This is a genomic window from Cupriavidus sp. 05L310, assembly GCF_056398185.1.
The window spans coordinates 34,880-49,484 of the sequence record NZ_JBFTOX010000033.1 but is presented as its reverse complement, the minus strand read 5'-3'; the positions used below and the strand labels follow the sequence as shown (position 1 = coordinate 49,484).

The window sequence follows — 14,605 nt, the reverse complement described above, 5'->3', positions numbered from 1 at the left end:
CCACAGGAACGACATCATGACGCCCATCCTCTTCTACGACACCGAGACCTCCGGCCTGCCGCAATGGAGCCTGCCCAGCGAAGACCCAAGCCAGCCGCATATCACGCAGATCGCGGCCGAGCTGCACGACGAAGACACCGGCACCACGCTGGCCTTCATGGACCTGCTGATCCGGCCCGACGGCTGGACCATCCCCAAAGATCTTGAAGCGCTGACCGGCATCACCAACGAGAAGGCCCAGCGCTTCGGCGTGCCTATCGAGAAGGCGATGCCGCTCCTTCTCAGCATGTGGCGCAAGGCAGAGCTGCGCATCGCCCACAACGAGTCGTTCGACATGCGGATGGTGCGCATCGAGATGATGCGTCTGATGACCCATGACGCGCCGATCCACGATGAGTGGAAGACCGCCCCCGCCTTCTGCACGCAGTCGAAGAGCACCAAGATCATCAACCTGCCGCCGACCGAGAAGATGCTGGCCGCCGGTCGCCGCACGCCCAAGTCGCCGAATCTCGGCGAGGCCTTCCGGCACTTCACCGGTAACGACTTGGTAGGCGCGCACAACGCCGCCATCGACCTGGCCGCCTGCCGCACCGTGTACTACGGCATCAAGCGGCATCTCGCCACGGCGGCATGAACTGCCACACGGCATTGATCATCGTCGCCGCAGCCGGCCTGATCTTCACCGCCCTCGGTATCGTCGCAGTGATCCTCCAGGCGGCATGGATGAACCGCTCTCTTGAACAGAACAAGGAATCCGAGCAATGAGCGAACAGAACAAAGACACGCGCGAGGCACTGACCGCCGCTGAGCGGCGAACGGCGGACCGAGTATTCCAGACGGTACTGCGTCGCGCCGGCGACATCGATGATTTCGAGCAACGCCTGATGCGCGATGCATGGGATGCCGCCATGGCGTATAACGCGAGCGCCGCCACCTCGCTACCCGCAGTGGGGGATGGGCTGACGGATGAGCGCACAACCTTCGAAGCGTGGATTTCTTCATGGCAGCTTGCCGAAGGCCAACGTCAGGGGTTCATCGAGTTCTGCCTGCGTCGCGACGTTGATGGGAAATACATCGAGTGGGTCCAGAATCGCTGGCTTGGATGGCAGGCAAGGCGCACGCTACTCGCCGCGCCCGCCGCATCGCATGCGCCGCATTTCGAAACCATCGCGATGGGTTACGGCAAAGTTGACGTGGGAGACGCGATCCACGATGGATTGCCGGCGTTGTGGTTCGGTCGGAATGGCAACGGGATGCTTGGATCGACACGAAACGGTATGCGCGTTGCCGATGATGGCGAAACCATCATCCTGTTCACGTTCGCCAACATTCAAGGATTGGAAGCGATCGAGCGCGCCATGGCCGACGTCCGCCGGCATATCGAAACCGGGGAATTGCAGACCGGTGATGGCCAGACATATCCGGCCGCCCCATCGTCGCAGCAGGTAGCCAGCCAGAGCAGAGAGCCGGTGTCGTTTCAGCAGCGCGTGCAGCCGTGGATGCTTGCCTGCTTCGGCGCAGAGATTGCCGCCGACACCCAGGAGCGCAACCACCGCTTCCTCGAGGAAGCCTTGGAACTGGTGCAAGCCTGCGGCGCCACGGCCAGCGAGGCGCACCAGTTGGTGGACTACGTTTATGGGCGGCCGGTCGGGGACAAGCATCAGGAAATTGGCGGCGTGATGGTGACGCTCGCCGCGCTGTGCCTGGCGCAGGACATTGATATGCATGCCGCGGGCGAGATCGAGCTGGAGCGCATCTGGACGAGGGTCGAGCAGATCCGCGCGAAACAGGCCGCGAAGCCAAAGCACTCGCCTCTTCCCGCTCACCCGGCAGCCGCCGTGCCGATGTTCTACGTCCAGGACACACGCCAGTTCGTCGGCAACTGCGTGATGTGGTGGGGAAAGAATCGCAGCGGCTACGTTACCCGTCTCAACGAGGCCGGCAAGTACACGTTCGACGAGGCGTCGCGCATCTGCGATCGCGACACCGACCGCATGTGGCCGTGCGAGCAGATCGACGCGCTGGCACAGCCTACGGTGGATATGCAGCACCTGCCGCGCAAAACCGCCAAAGGAGTGCGCGCATGATCCGCCGCGAATACACCACCTTCGGCATGTGCTCCGGCCTGGGCGGCGGCGCCAAGGGCTTCAAGAAAGCAGCCTCCCAGGTGGGCAACATGATCGCCACCTGGCGCTGCTTGGGCGGCATCGACGTCGACCCGGCCGCCGCGCGCGACTTCGAGCAGCTCGTGGGCGTGCCCTGCACCGTCATGGACCTGTTCACGCGGGCCATGTACACCGCCTTCCACGGCAAGGAACCGCCGGCGGGCTGGCGCGAGGCCACGGCTGCCGACATCCGGCGCGCCGCCAACAACGAGCACCCGCACTGCGTGTTCATCTCGTCGCCGTGCAAGGGCGCGTCCGGCCTGTTGTCCGAAGCTCTCAGCCGCACGCCAAAGTACCAGGCGTTGAACGAGCTGACGCTGCGCTGTGTCTGGCTGATGTGCGAGGCTTGGAAGGACGACCCCGTCGAACTGATCGTCTTCGAGAACGTGCCGCGACTGGCCACGCGCGGCCGGCACCTGCTCGACCAGATCAAGCAGATCCTGCAGCACTACGGCTATGCCGTGAACGAGACCACGCACGACTGTGGAGAGCTCGGCGGGCTGGCCCAGAGCCGCAAGCGCTTCCTGCTGGTGGCCCGGCACATGGAGAAGGTCCCGGCGTTCCTGTACGAGCCTGAGCTGCGACGCCTGCAGGGTGTCGGAACGGTGCTAGGTCGCATGCCGCTGCCGGGCGATCTGGCCGGCGGGCCGATGCACCGCGTGCCGTCGCTGCAGTGGAAGACCTGGGTGCGGCTGGCGTTTGTCGAGGCCGGTAGTGACTGGCGCAGCCTGAACAAGCTGGCGGTGGAGAACGGGCACCTGCGGGATTACCTGATCCTGCCGGAACGCAGGTCCGGGCACCTTGGCGTCATCGACTGGAAGGATCCAGCGGGCACCGTGGCCGGCGAGTCGCTGCCGACCAATGGCGCTTTCTCTATCGCCGACCCGCGCTTCGCCAAAAGCGCGAAATGGAACGATGGCCATGCTTACGGCGTGCTGCCGTGGGACCAGCATGCAAACACCATCGCCGCGCAGCAGATGCCCGGCCAGGGCTACTACACCGTCGCCGATCCGCGCCACGCCGGCCCGGCCAAGCACTACAACGAGTTCCGAATCGTTCCGTGGGACCAGGCCGCCGGTGCTGTCACCAGCGCGCACGGTACCGGGCAGTGTGTGCAGGACCCACGCGCGTCGACCGGCTTCGAGGGCGCGGGCAAGTACCGCGTCACCGGCTTCGACGAGCCGGCGGGCACGGTCATCGCGCGCAGCGACACCGGCCAGGGGGCGTATGCCGTTGCGGACCCGCGCCCGGGCATGCGACGCGAGCGAGGCGATCACTATCTGACTGGCGGGCACTACGGCGTCGTGGCATGGGATCAGTCGAGTGGCGCCGTGTCGGCAGCTGCTGGCCACGACAACGGCCGCTGGTCGGTCGCTGATCCGCGCCTGCCCGCGGCGAACGACAAGCTGATCGCCGTCATCCGCGCGCTGGACGGCACCTGGCACCGCCCTTTCACCACGCTAGAGCTGGCAGCGCTGCAGTCGCTGATCGAGCCGGAGGAATACCTGGAGTTGGACGGCCTGAGCGATCAGGCCTGGCGCGAGCGCATCGGCAACGCTGTGCCGCCGGACGCCGCGCGCGCAATCGCGGAGGTGATGGGCACCACCCTGCTGCTGGCCGAAACCGGCGAGACGTTCATGCTGTCGGCCACGCCGGTGTGGGTGCGGCCGGTGGCAGTGGCGTTGTCGGTGGCACAGCAGGGGGAGGCAGCGTGATGCTACCCGTTGTTCACAAAACCACCGCCTTCATGAACGTTTGTCGAGTCAATCACGTACAAGGTCGTCTCCGGCTGAGCACGCCACGCATGCCCAAGTTGCGCCGCAAACTTCAACCGATTCTCGGAAAATATCTCCATGAAATCGCGGTTTCCGCCCAGCATCGCGAGCGCAGTACCGGCAGCCATTCCCCGGTAGTTCCACGTGTTTCCCTCACTCTTTACGGTGGCGGTGAAAGATATCCCGTCGGCTTCACCTACATGCTCGCTGTGAATGGACGGAAAGAATGCCAGAACCATGGTTGTCTCCTTGCAGATGTCGGGATGGCAGAAGGGATCCTAGCATGCTGACCAACCACTGCTACCAAGGCGACTGCCGCGCCGTGATGCGCGACCTGATTGCTGCCGGCGTGCGCGTGCAATGCATCGTCACCAGTCCGCCGTATTGGGGCCTGCGCGACTATGGCGTGGCCGGCCAGCTCGGGCTGGAGCCGACGCTGCGCGAGTTTCTGGCCAATATGGTCGAGGTATTCGACCTGTGCCGCGAGTTGCTTGCCGACGACGGCACGCTCTGGTTGAACATGGGTGACAGCTATGCCGGAAGCCGGTCCAATGGCCTGAAGCCGAAGGACCTCATGGGTCAGCCGTGGCGGCTCGCGTTCGCCCTACAGGACGCCGGCTGGTGGCTGCGTCAGGACATCATCTGGAACAAGCCGAACCCGATGCCTGAGACGCTGCGCGACCGCTGCACGAAGGCCCACGAGTACGTGTTCCTGATGACGAAGAGCGAGCGCTATTTCTACGACTTCGCCGCCATGCAGGAGCCGGTCGCCGGTGGCGCCCACGCGCGCGGCGCTGGCGTAAATCCGAAGGCCGAGATCCCGAGCGGCTGGGACACGTCCGCCGGCGGCCACCGGGCGCTGAAGGGGCGGTATCCCGGTACGGGTGTCGGCTTCGGCCGCGGCTACGACAAGGTCGCCAAGCCACGCGCTAAGCAGAACGCCTCGTTCAGCGCTGCGGTGACTGACCTGGTCGACACGCGCAACCGGCGCAGCGTCTGGACCATCCCAACACAGTCCTACAGCGAGGCGCACTTCGCCACGTTCCCCGAGGCGCTGGTCGAGCCCTGCGTGCTTGCCGGCAGCCGCTCGGGCGACATCGTCTTCGACCCATTCATGGGCTCGGGCACGGTGGCCAGCGTGGCGCAGCGCCTGGGCCGCCGATGGCTCGGTGCCGAACTCAATCCGGATTACATTGCCCTTCAGGCGGCGCGGACGCGTCAGGCTGGGCTTCAATTGGAGACAGCGTGACCCCAGTCAGCCCCGGCTCCCAATCGAAGTCTTCCGGCTTGGCATGGCCAGCCTCGATCGCGCTCTCTTCGTCAGCCTTCAACTCGGCCATCTGCTGCTCGAGCGTTGGCTGCCCCTTCGCCACGCGGATGGCGTTGCTTGCCGCGATGAACCCGTTGAGTTCCGAGGCAATGCCGGCAATCTCGACGGCAGCACCGGTACCCAGTTCCTCTTCGAGCTTCTTGTCGAATAATTTTGTCATGGTCGCCTTATCGGCGACCGGCAAGCAAACCTTTAGGCAACTGGCATGCGCAAGGCGGGGCTATCGGATCGTGTCCGCCGCAATTGCAAGCGCCCACCCTGCAAACAGGCAGACAACAACCCAGCCGGAGGTGATGGCCGCAATTTCACGCCAACTCATTGCGTGGCTCCTTCAGCTGTCGATCGCAATAGGGTTAAGGGTAGTAACGATCACCAAAAAATCACGCGGCGAGATGTAAAGAAATGTTGCAACGCACCCACGTCGTGACGGCATCGAAGAAACGGAGATGAAGGAAACATGAGCGAAAACACAAATATCGAATGGACCGATGCCACCTTCAACCCATGGATCGGCTGCACCAAGGTGTCGCCCGCATGCGACCACTGCTATGCCGAGGTGTCGACACCGGCGCGCGCGCTGGGTGTGAGCTGGGGCGCTAAGGAAGAACGGCACCGCACGTCTGCGGGCAACTGGAAGCTGCCGCTGCGCTGGAACGCCCAGCACGAAGAGTTCTACGCGGCGCACGGCCGCCGCCGCCGCGTTTTCTGCGCCAGCTTGGCCGACGTGTTCGACAACGCCGTCAGCGCGCAGTGGCGCTTTGACCTGCTCCGGATGATCGTCGATACGCCCAACCTGGATTGGCTGCTTCTGACGAAGCGCATTGGCAACGCCGCCGAGATGCTGGAACAGGCCATGCGCGCGCTCACCCACGGCAGAGAGGGCTGGCGCGACAACTACATGCCCAATGTCTGGCTCGGCGCCACGATCTGCAACCAGGAGGAAGCCGACCGTGACATCCCGAAGTTGCTGGCCGTGCCGGCGCGCGTGCGGTTTCTCAGCATGGAGCCGCTACTGGGGCCGGTGGACCTGCGCCTGCCGGCTCGCGCGTTCGGCTTCCCGCAACACATCAACCGGCACGGTCACGCGAGCGGCAGGCCTCAAGGTATCGACTGGGTGATCGTCGGCGGCGAGAGCGGCGCCAGCGCACGACCGATGCATCCGGACTGGGCCGCCAGCCTGCGCGATCAGTGCGCCGCGGCCGGGGTCCCGTTCTTATTTAAGCAATGGGGTGAGCACGCGCCGAACAACCGCACGATGGCACAGGTCGAGGCGGCCGAGCGTGGATACACCTTCGTCCACTACAGCGCCAGCCAGCCCTACCCCATTGCGGCAATGGACCGCGTCGGCAAGAAGGCCGCCGGCCGCCTGCTCGACGGCGTGCGGCACGATGGATTCCCGGAGTCGGCTCTATGAGTTCCTACCGGAATACGTGTGGCCACGCGGCAACGACAAGGGCGGCAATCGAGATAACGACTGCCCATCCGGCCCATTTGGCGGAGTTTCTCGCGGCAGCAGCGGAAATCTCCGCGGCTCGCACTGCTCGTTCAGCGCGTTCCTCATCCTTTAGTTTTCCAGAAATTGCGTCGCCGAGCACAGCCTTCTCCCAATGTTTGACGAAATCCTAGCATGACCAAAGAACGCCCCATCCTCTTCAGCGGCGCCATGGTATGCGCCATCCTCGACAGCCGGAAGACGCAGACGCGGCGGGTGATGAGCGAGCGTCACCGCTACCACTTCATCGAGGCCAGCGGCGATCTGACGCTCTGTCCCTACGGAAAACCCGGCGACCGCCTGTACGTGCGCGAGACCTGGGCGCAGCCGGTCCCTTTGGACCCGGGCCCGACGTTCTACCGAGCCGACTATCCGGACAACGTGCTTGGCAGGTACGAGAACTTGCCGTCGGCCGAGGCCATCACCTGGAAGCCGAGCATCCACATGCCGCGCGCGCTGTCGCGGATCCTGCTGGAGGTCACCGCCGTGCGCGTCGAACGACTGAACGACTGCGGCGAGGCAGATGCGATCGCAGAAGGCATCGCACCGGAACTGGATGGCTGGACGGACTACAGCAATCCGAGCTGCCAGATGTGCACGAACCCGATCGATTCCTACCGGAGCCTCTGGGACAGCATCAACGGCGCTGGCGCTTGGGAAACCAATCCTTGGGTGTGGGTGGTGGAGTTCCGGAGGGTTCAGCCTTGATCCTCGATCCACGCTTTCGCCCATGCGATGCCTGCCGCGACGGCAAAATCGAACGTTGCATAGGAGCCCAGAGGCTCAGACGCCTCCAGAACGAGATGGTCCCTTTGCACGGTGCCAAAGGCTTCGAACGAACCATCAGCCAGTTGCTTCGCAAAGCCACGAACTGTGTAGTCCTTGTAGCTCTCAATGCCCATGGTGGCCCCCTGTTTTGGAGGATCGTAGCATGAAGCACCTGACCATCGATGGCGAAGCCGGCTGCATCCTTTCCGACTGCGAGCAATACCGCTATCGCCTCTGGCGTGAGTGGGATCGCACCCAGGCGGCCCTGGGTTTCATCATGCTCAACCCGTCTACCGCTGATCACCAGGTCAACGACCCGACGATCACCCGCTGCCTGCAGCGCGCGCTAGCCGGCCGCTATGGCCGGCTGGAGGTGGCGAACCTGTTCCCGCTGCGCTCGACCGATCCGGACGGCCTGGTGGCCCACCCGGCGCCGCTCGGCGACCGTGCTGACCGGAACGACGGCGCGATCATGGGCGCTCTGGATCGCTGCTCGCTGGTGATCTGCGCCTGGGGCGCGCACAAGGCCGCTCCCGCGCGGGCGGCCGAGGTGCTTCGCATTATCCGGTTGTGCGGGCGCGGCACCCTACTCCATCACCTCGGGCTGAACCAGGATGGGAGCCCGAAACACCCGCTGTATATCGCGGCCAAAGTCCGGCCTCAGCGCTTCACCCCGTAGCCCAACAAACACCAACCACATGGGTAAATGTCATTTACCCGTGTGGTGAGTAGAAAAAGGAAAGCAGTGGAAGCAGCAGCACAACGAATCATCGAATTGACGCGCCAGGCTTGGCGGATTGGAGAAGAAAAGTGAGCGACGCAGACCTGATTGAGCGCTTGGCCGACGAAGTGGCAAAACGCGTGAAGCCATCGCTTCCGCTGTCGGTGCAGCTATGGAACCTGGATATGATCGGCGCCTACCTGCAACGGTCGCCGCGCGTGGTCGGCGAGCGCATCGTCAGCCTGCCGGACTTCCCCAAAGCCATCCGACTGCCGGCAGCCACGGCCGGCAAGGCCGGCGGCGAAGGCAAAAGCAACCCGCTGTGGGAAGCCGCCGAGGTCATCGCTTGGGCGCGCACGCACAAAGAGAAGGCCATGGGACGGCCTCGGAAAACGGACTAGTCGAGCCGCTTGGCGATCTCGGCTGCCGTCTCGTTGTAGTAGGTTCGCAGTTCGGAGAGATTCGTGTGCCCCGTCATGCGCGACAGCTCGAGCACATTGAGCTTCTTCGCCAGACGGGTAATTGCCTCGTGCCGGGTGTCGTGGAAGGTAAGGTCGGTGATGCCGACCTTGGCCTTTGCTTTGCGGAAGAGAGCGTCCCGACTTGCCGGCGACAGCGCAAAGAGGGGCTTCCCCGCCTTTACCTCCGGCAGCTTCTTCAGCAACTCCACGGCCCGCGTGGTCAACGGCACATCTCTGGCCCCACCGTTCTTCGTCAACGGCAGATGAGCCACGCGCACGTCCAGGTTCACCGTGGCGGCCGTCAGCCCCAGGATCTCCCCGGACCGCATGGCCGTCTCGATAGCCAGCAGGAAGGCTACGGCCACCCGCTGGGATGGCAGCACCACCGGCATGGCCTCCTGGTACCCAAGCGCGGCTGTAATTTCCTCAATCTCGGTCTGGGTGATGAGGCGGTCGCGCGGCGGGTTGTCAGGCGGCCGGCGGACATCTTTCATCGGGTCCGTGACGAGCCATCCCCATTCCTTGCGGGCCACCTCCAGCGCGTGGGAGATCAGTGACATTTCCCGGGACACCGACGCGCCGGAGACTTCCCGCACACGCACGTCCCGCCACGTCGCTATGTGCGACGGCTGCAGGTCAGCCAGGCGGATGTCCCGGAACTGCACTCCAGCTACCTTCCGCTTCCCGATTAGCTCCAGCCGCAGGATCTCCCAGCGCTTGCCGCGCTTTGTCGGGCTAACCTTCCTTTGGTATTCGTCCAGCACATCCCCCACCGTGTAGGTCTTGCTTCCCTGCCCCGAACCGATCGATCTCAGTTCGGTCTGGCGCCTGTCCGCCCACTCCTGGGCACTCGCCTTGTTCGGAAAGGTGCGGCTCTCGCGCTGGCCCTTTACGTCGAGCTGCACGCGCCAGCCTTTCGCGGTCTTCTGAAACGATGCCATCGTGGGGGCTCCGTGGGGGATTTCTGGGGGCGGAGCGCCGATTATAAGGTGAAAACGAGTGGGGGCAGGTGCAGACCGGTGGACACACAAAATTGCCGCAAAGCTTTACTGGGCTTGGCTTAGCGGGCTATCGGTGGTGTCTGGTGCAGTGAAGTGCGGCGAGGTGAAAAGTGCTGAATAAGGAACTGTGGTGCGAGGAAGGGGACTCGAACCCCTACACCATTGCTGGCGTCAGGACCTAAACCTGGTGCGTCTACCAATTTCGCCACCCTCGCAGTCCCTGCGGCGTGCATCCCTGGCGGGAGGCCGCTGTGCTCGTTGATTTGCAGGCGGGCCAGGCAGCGATGGGGGTGATCACAAAGCACAAAAGCAAACAGGCGGCTGAAACTGCCCGCCTGGCTTTGTGTTACCCGTGCTGCCGGCGCACTTTGCGCATGCAGCGCAACGAGGCAGCGGATTCTAGCGCAAAGCGCCGCGGGAATCCAGCCCCCTCGTGCTACCTAAGGCATCCGGCTGGCCGTCGCCTCCGTTCAGCGCCTGGTTTTGATAAACGCCAGCACAAGCACGGTGGCGCCCGCCTCGAGCGCTGCGACAAAGTACAAGCCCGCCGAGAGCTGCCCGGTACTGGTCTTGAACCACCCGATCATGTACGGCGCAACGAAGCCTGCCAGGTTGCCGATCGAGTTGATCAGGGCAATCCCGCCGGCTGCGGCGGTACCGGCCAGGAAGGCTGAGGGCAACGACCAGAACACCGGGAAAGCCGCCAGGATGCCGATGGAGGCAATGGTCAGCGCAATCAGCGCCAGTACCGCGCTGTGCAGCCACATGCCGGTCAGGACCAGTCCGGCAGCGGCCATCAGCGTGGCCAGCGCGCAGTGCAGGCGGCGTTCGCCGGTGCGGTCGGAGTGGATGCCGTTCCAGACCATGGCAAGCGTGCCAGCGATGAAGGGAATGGCGGAGACCAGGCCGATCTGCAGGTTGCCTTGTACGCCTAGCTCTTTGATGATGGATGGCGACCAGAAGGCGATGGTGGCGTTGCCGCTGACCACGCAGAAGTAGATGGCGGCGCAGATCCAAACGCGCGAGTTGGTGAAGGCGGCGCGCAGGGAGGAGTGCTTGGCGGGGTCGCGGTTTTCGGCTTCGATCTCGCGGGTGACGAGGTCGCGTTCGCTGGCGGTGAGCCATTTGGCGCCGATGGGCTTTTCGGGCAGGTACATCAGCACGGCGATGCCGGCGAGTACGGAGGGGATGCCTTCGATGACGAACAGCCATTGCCAGTTGGCAAGGCCGTCGACGCCTTCCATGCTGCTCATGATGAAGCCGGCCAGCGGGCCACCGATGACGCCAGCGATGGCGAAGGAGGTCATGAACAGGCCGTTGATGCGTGCGCGGCGCTGGGCCGGAAACCAGTAGGTCAGGTAGAGCACGACGCCGGGGAAGAAGCCGGCTTCGAATACGCCCAGCAGGAATCGCAGGGCGTAGAACTGCATCGGCGTCTTGACGAAGATCATCGCCATGGAGGCGAAGCCCCACAGGATGGTGATGCGGGCGAGCGTGCGGCGCGCGCCGATCTTTTCCAGCAGCAGGTTGCTGGGGACCTCAAACAGGAAGTAGCCGATGAAGAAGATGCCGGCGCCGAAGCCGTACACGGCTTCGCTGAATTGCAGGTCTTGCAGCATCTGCAGCTTGGCAAAGCCGACGTTGACGCGGTCAATCCAGGCGAGCACGAACAGGAAGACGAGGAAGGGGATCAGCCGTACCGCGATCTTGCGGTAGGCTTCATTGCGCTCGGCCGGGGTGTGGGCCGGGTTCTCCACGGCGACAGGGGCGCCGGTCATCACGGAAGACATCGGTGGTACTCCTTGGGTGTTGATTGACGGGGCCGCGCTGCTTGGTCGCGGCCCTCGGTTTTTTGCCTGCTTACCGCAACGCGGCTTCGATGGCGCCGGCTACCTGCAGCACGCGCGCGTCGCTTCCGTTCAGGCCGCCTACGCTCAGGCCAATGCCCTGCCCTGCCGCCAGCAACGGCAGCGATACCGCACAGCCGTCGAGGAAATTGAGCACGCTGGGGTTGCGCAGCACCAGGCCGTTGGTGGCGAAGAAGGCTTCGTCGCTTTCCAGCGCGTCCAGGCGCGGCGGGCGTACTGCCACGGTGGGCATCAGCCAGGAGTCGGCTTCGCGCAGCAGGCCGGCGGCGCGGGCCTGCATGGCGCGGCGTTCGGCCAGCAGTTCGATGTAGTCGGCCGCGCCAAGCTGTTCGCCGCGGCGGATGCGCATGGCGACGCGCTGGTCGTAGTCGTTGCCGCGCTCGGCCAGCAGTTGCTTGTGCCAGTGCCACGCTTCGGCCGCGGTCAGGCCGCCGCCGGCGTTGATCTGCGGCAGGCGCTTGAGTTCGGGGAAGTCGAACGGGATGATCCGCGCACCGAGCCGCGACAGCGTGGCCAGCGTTGCGTCGAAGGCTTGCGCCACCTCGGCGTCGAGGCCGTCGCAAACGAAATCGCGCGTCACCAGCAGGCGCAACCCTGCCAGCGGCGCTGGCCGGCTGTCCAGCGTTTCGCCGCTGACGATGGCGTCGAAGGCCGCGCAGCAGGCAACCGAGCGTGCCAGCGGGCCGGCCGAGTCGAGCGAGGTCGACAATGGCACGGCGCCGGCCAGCGGCACCCGGCTTGCGGTTGGCTTGAAGCCGGTCAGACCGCAGAACGCGCTGGGGATGCGGATGGAGCCGCCGGTATCTGTGCCGAGCGCGGCCACGGCCATGTCGAGTGCCACGCTGACCGCGCCACCCGACGTGGAGCCGCCAGCGATGCGCGCTTCGTCGAAGGGCGTGCGCGGCGTGCCGTAGTGCGGGTTCAGGCCGAGCCCGGAGAACGCGAACTCGCTCATGTTGGTGCGCCCGATCAGCACGGCGCCGGCAGCGCGCAGGCGTGCCACCACGGGTGCGTCGGCGCTCGCGGGGGCGCCGGCCAGCGCTTTCGAGCCAGCGCGGGTTACCTGTCCTTGCACGTCGAACAGGTCCTTGATGGAGATCGGCAGCCCGGCGAGCGGCGATGCCACCAGCCCCGCGGCGCGGGCCTGGTCGGCTGCGCGGGCCGCGGCGAGCGCGCCAGCGGCGTCGACTTCAAGGAACGCGGCGCCGCCGCCGTTGCGGTGGGCGTCGATACGGGCCAGAGCCTGCTCGGTCAGCGCAACGCTGGTGGTGCGGCCGGCAGCCAGATCGGCGGCGAGCGCGGCGATGGTTGGCAGCGCGGCGCTCATGGCGCCACCGCCAGGCATTCCACCCGATAGACATGGCGCAGCGTGCGCTTGCGTACCGGATCATGCAGTTCCACTTCGAAGGCTTCGCCGCTGCCCAGTTCGCCGATCACGGCTTGCGTGCCGCAGAACATGGCGGTGCCAGCCGGCAGCTTGTCTTCGCCGGTCAGGCGCCGGATCAGGTCGCGCGGGTCGAGCAGGCGCGTTACCAGGCCTTCCTGATAGAGCTCGCGCTGACCGTTGCGAGTGCGCCAGCAGCGCATCTGCAACTGGTCCCAGTGCGCTGCCACGTCGGCGAAGCGCCAGAGTTCGGTACCCAGGGGCTTGGCGCACATCTGCTTGGAGACGGTGACGTCGTAGGCTTCGACCTTGCGGTCGGTGTGGTCGGAGCCTACGCCGATGTACATCTCGTCCTTGGCCGCAAGCAGCACGAATTCGATTTCACCGGAGGAATCCTCGCGCGGCACTTCGAGCAGCGCGTCGGTGGTCAGCAGCGAGGCGGCCAGCGGGTAGAAGCAAGGCACGGTGGTGGGCGGCTTGACGCCGATCTCTTCGAGCTCGCGGATGTGATGGTTGACGGCGTCGGCGTCGCGGCCAGTCCAGCCGGCGATGATGAGGCGCTGGATATCGAGGACGAGTTCGCCCTCGCCGGCTACCTGGAAGTGAAGTGTCGGCATTGCTTACTACCTTATCTATTGCGGAGAAAATCGGTCAGATGGTCCGGATGATGTTCTTCCGGAATTCGTCAATGTGTTCGCGGATGGCCTCGCGCACCGCCGGTACGTCGCGCCGCTCGAGGGCGTCGATGATCACCCGGTGCTCCTGGTAGACGTTTTCCAGGTGCTGCGGGTCGGATAGCGAGAGAAACCAGAAGCGCGCCTGCTTCTCATGCAGGCTGCGCAGCAGGTCGGCCAGCACGCGATTGCGCGAGGCGGCCGACATGGCGGTATGGAATTTGAGGTCGAGCGCGGCGAGGCCGGCGATGTCGCGCCGCGCGATCAGGTCGGGAGAGCGGTCGACGATCTCGCGCATGGCCTTGAGATCGCTCTCGTGGGCGCGCTCGCATGCCAGCGTGGCGCACAGCACTTCGTTGGTGGCGCGCACTTCGATCATGTCGAGCACTTCATTGAGCGACAGCGGCGATACCAGCACGCCCTTGCGCGGCATGATCGACACCAGCCCTTCCACTTCCAGCCGGTGCAGCGCCTGATGCACCGGCGTGCGGCCCAATCCGAGCAAGGCCGCGACCTGCGCCTCGTTCAACGGCTCGCCCGGCCGGAACTCGCAGGAAATGATGCGCCGCTTGATCTCGGCATAGGCATGCTCGCGCATCGCGGCGCCGGTCGCTGCCCGCGATGGCGGATCCGCATTGTGATCAGCGCCGCCAACCAGCCGGATCGGGTTCGACATGATGGTTCCTGCGTGTTGAAGTTGTTGTGATACTAGTCTGATATTTCACTGAGCGTCAACCCGTGTGGGCTGCGGGTAAACACTGAAAACTGCGGCACCCGCATGGGCTGCCTTGTCATATTCTTGCGTCATCGCCCACCACGCTTCCAGTCTCATATCGTCAGGAAAGCCTTACCGGGCAATGGTTCCCGGCAAATCCCGGAGATGCGTGCGGCGGAAATCCGGCAGTTTTAGCGGGGCCGCTATTCCCAACGAAAGCCGGGCCGAATATCATTGATGGCAATCCATAG

At 64.8% G+C, this 14,605-nt stretch carries 17 protein-coding genes and 1 tRNA gene; 9 read left to right on the top strand and 9 right to left on the bottom strand.

All coding sequences use genetic code 11. The annotated features are described in order from the left end of the window. The first annotated feature begins 16 nt into the window (after window positions 1–16). Genes AC1DS6_RS23440 through AC1DS6_RS23425 form a run of 4 tightly spaced genes read left to right on the top strand, consistent with a single transcriptional unit; the run spans window position 17 to window position 3,880 of the window. A complete protein-coding gene (locus AC1DS6_RS23440; protein WP_477103217.1) occupies window positions 17–634 on the top strand; it encodes a 3'-5' exonuclease in 618 nt (205 codons plus the stop codon). Then, window positions 631–765: a hypothetical protein gene (locus AC1DS6_RS23435; protein ID WP_477103216.1), complete on the top strand. Its 135-nt coding sequence runs from the start codon at window positions 631–633 to the stop codon at window positions 763–765. Before AC1DS6_RS23440 ends, AC1DS6_RS23435 begins: the two co-directional genes overlap by 4 nt. After that, window positions 762–2,087, top strand: coding sequence for a hypothetical protein (locus AC1DS6_RS23430; RefSeq protein WP_477103215.1), 1,326 nt, complete (start codon window positions 762–764; stop codon window positions 2,085–2,087). Before AC1DS6_RS23435 ends, AC1DS6_RS23430 begins: the two co-directional genes overlap by 4 nt. Then, window positions 2,084–3,880, top strand: a complete 1,797-nt coding sequence (locus tag AC1DS6_RS23425) for a DNA cytosine methyltransferase (RefSeq protein WP_477103214.1) — start codon at window positions 2,084–2,086, stop codon at window positions 3,878–3,880. Before AC1DS6_RS23430 ends, AC1DS6_RS23425 begins: the two co-directional genes overlap by 4 nt. A gap of 2 nt (window positions 3,881–3,882) precedes the next feature. On the opposite strand, the gene AC1DS6_RS23420 is transcribed toward AC1DS6_RS23425, so the two are convergent. Further along, a complete protein-coding gene (locus AC1DS6_RS23420; protein WP_477103213.1) occupies window positions 3,883–4,179 on the bottom strand; it encodes a hypothetical protein in 297 nt (98 codons plus the stop codon). Between the two features lie 44 nt (window positions 4,180–4,223). Between AC1DS6_RS23420 and AC1DS6_RS23415 the strand changes: the two genes are divergently transcribed. Further along, the gene (locus tag AC1DS6_RS23415) at window positions 4,224–5,189 is read left to right on the top strand and encodes a DNA-methyltransferase (protein WP_477103212.1); all 966 of its coding nucleotides are present in this window, start codon (window positions 4,224–4,226) and stop codon (window positions 5,187–5,189) included. Here AC1DS6_RS23415 and AC1DS6_RS23410 read toward each other — a convergent pair. Continuing rightward, window positions 5,119–5,430: a hypothetical protein gene (locus tag AC1DS6_RS23410; RefSeq protein WP_477103211.1), complete on the bottom strand. Its 312-nt coding sequence runs from the start codon at window positions 5,428–5,430 to the stop codon at window positions 5,119–5,121. The genes AC1DS6_RS23415 and AC1DS6_RS23410 overlap by 71 nt on opposite strands. Before the next feature lie 297 nt (window positions 5,431–5,727). Here AC1DS6_RS23410 and AC1DS6_RS23405 point away from each other — a divergent pair, with 297 nt between their 5' ends. Further along, on the top strand, window positions 5,728–6,684 hold the full coding sequence (locus tag AC1DS6_RS23405; protein ID WP_477103210.1) for a phage Gp37/Gp68 family protein: 957 nt from the start codon (window positions 5,728–5,730) through the stop codon (window positions 6,682–6,684). Window positions 6,685–6,897: 213 nt separating this feature from the next. Beyond that, window positions 6,898–7,470 (top strand): ASCH domain-containing protein, encoded by a 573-nt coding sequence (locus AC1DS6_RS23400; RefSeq protein WP_477103209.1) that lies wholly within the window; start codon window positions 6,898–6,900, stop codon window positions 7,468–7,470. On the opposite strand, the gene AC1DS6_RS23395 is transcribed toward AC1DS6_RS23400, so the two are convergent. Further along, window positions 7,461–7,664 (bottom strand): hypothetical protein, encoded by a 204-nt coding sequence (locus AC1DS6_RS23395; RefSeq protein WP_428179468.1) that lies wholly within the window; start codon window positions 7,662–7,664, stop codon window positions 7,461–7,463. The genes AC1DS6_RS23400 and AC1DS6_RS23395 overlap by 10 nt on opposite strands. A gap of 29 nt (window positions 7,665–7,693) precedes the next feature. On the opposite strand from AC1DS6_RS23395, the gene AC1DS6_RS23390 reads away from it, so the two are divergent. Beyond that, window positions 7,694–8,209 (top strand): DUF1643 domain-containing protein, encoded by a 516-nt coding sequence (locus tag AC1DS6_RS23390; protein ID WP_477103208.1) that lies wholly within the window; start codon window positions 7,694–7,696, stop codon window positions 8,207–8,209. A gap of 131 nt (window positions 8,210–8,340) precedes the next feature. Then, window positions 8,341–8,652 (top strand): hypothetical protein, encoded by a 312-nt coding sequence (locus tag AC1DS6_RS23385; protein ID WP_477103207.1) that lies wholly within the window; start codon window positions 8,341–8,343, stop codon window positions 8,650–8,652. Here AC1DS6_RS23385 and AC1DS6_RS23380 read toward each other — a convergent pair. The 6 genes from AC1DS6_RS23380 to AC1DS6_RS23355 all read right to left on the bottom strand — a co-directional run bounded on the left by AC1DS6_RS23380 (window position 8,649) and on the right by AC1DS6_RS23355 (window position 14,315). Next, window positions 8,649–9,653: a tyrosine-type recombinase/integrase gene (locus tag AC1DS6_RS23380; RefSeq protein ID WP_477103206.1), complete on the bottom strand. Its 1,005-nt coding sequence runs from the start codon at window positions 9,651–9,653 to the stop codon at window positions 8,649–8,651. The two genes, AC1DS6_RS23385 and AC1DS6_RS23380, sit on opposite strands and share 4 nt — an antisense overlap. A 188-nt stretch (window positions 9,654–9,841) precedes the next feature. Beyond that, window positions 9,842–9,928: transfer RNA gene (locus AC1DS6_RS23375), tRNA-Leu, on the bottom strand. A 255-nt stretch (window positions 9,929–10,183) separates the two neighbouring features. After that, window positions 10,184–11,503, bottom strand: a complete 1,320-nt coding sequence (locus AC1DS6_RS23370) for an MFS transporter (RefSeq protein ID WP_441633625.1) — start codon at window positions 11,501–11,503, stop codon at window positions 10,184–10,186. Between the two features lie 70 nt (window positions 11,504–11,573). Continuing rightward, window positions 11,574–12,908 (bottom strand): amidase, encoded by a 1,335-nt coding sequence (locus AC1DS6_RS23365; RefSeq protein ID WP_477103205.1) that lies wholly within the window; start codon window positions 12,906–12,908, stop codon window positions 11,574–11,576. Continuing rightward, window positions 12,905–13,582 (bottom strand): DUF2848 domain-containing protein, encoded by a 678-nt coding sequence (locus AC1DS6_RS23360; protein WP_441634042.1) that lies wholly within the window; start codon window positions 13,580–13,582, stop codon window positions 12,905–12,907. Before AC1DS6_RS23360 ends, AC1DS6_RS23365 begins: the two co-directional genes overlap by 4 nt. Before the next feature lie 34 nt (window positions 13,583–13,616). After that, complete coding sequence (locus tag AC1DS6_RS23355) at window positions 13,617–14,315, bottom strand: GntR family transcriptional regulator (protein WP_045241692.1); 699 nt, start codon at window positions 14,313–14,315, stop codon at window positions 13,617–13,619. Window positions 14,316–14,605 lie beyond the last annotated feature (290 nt).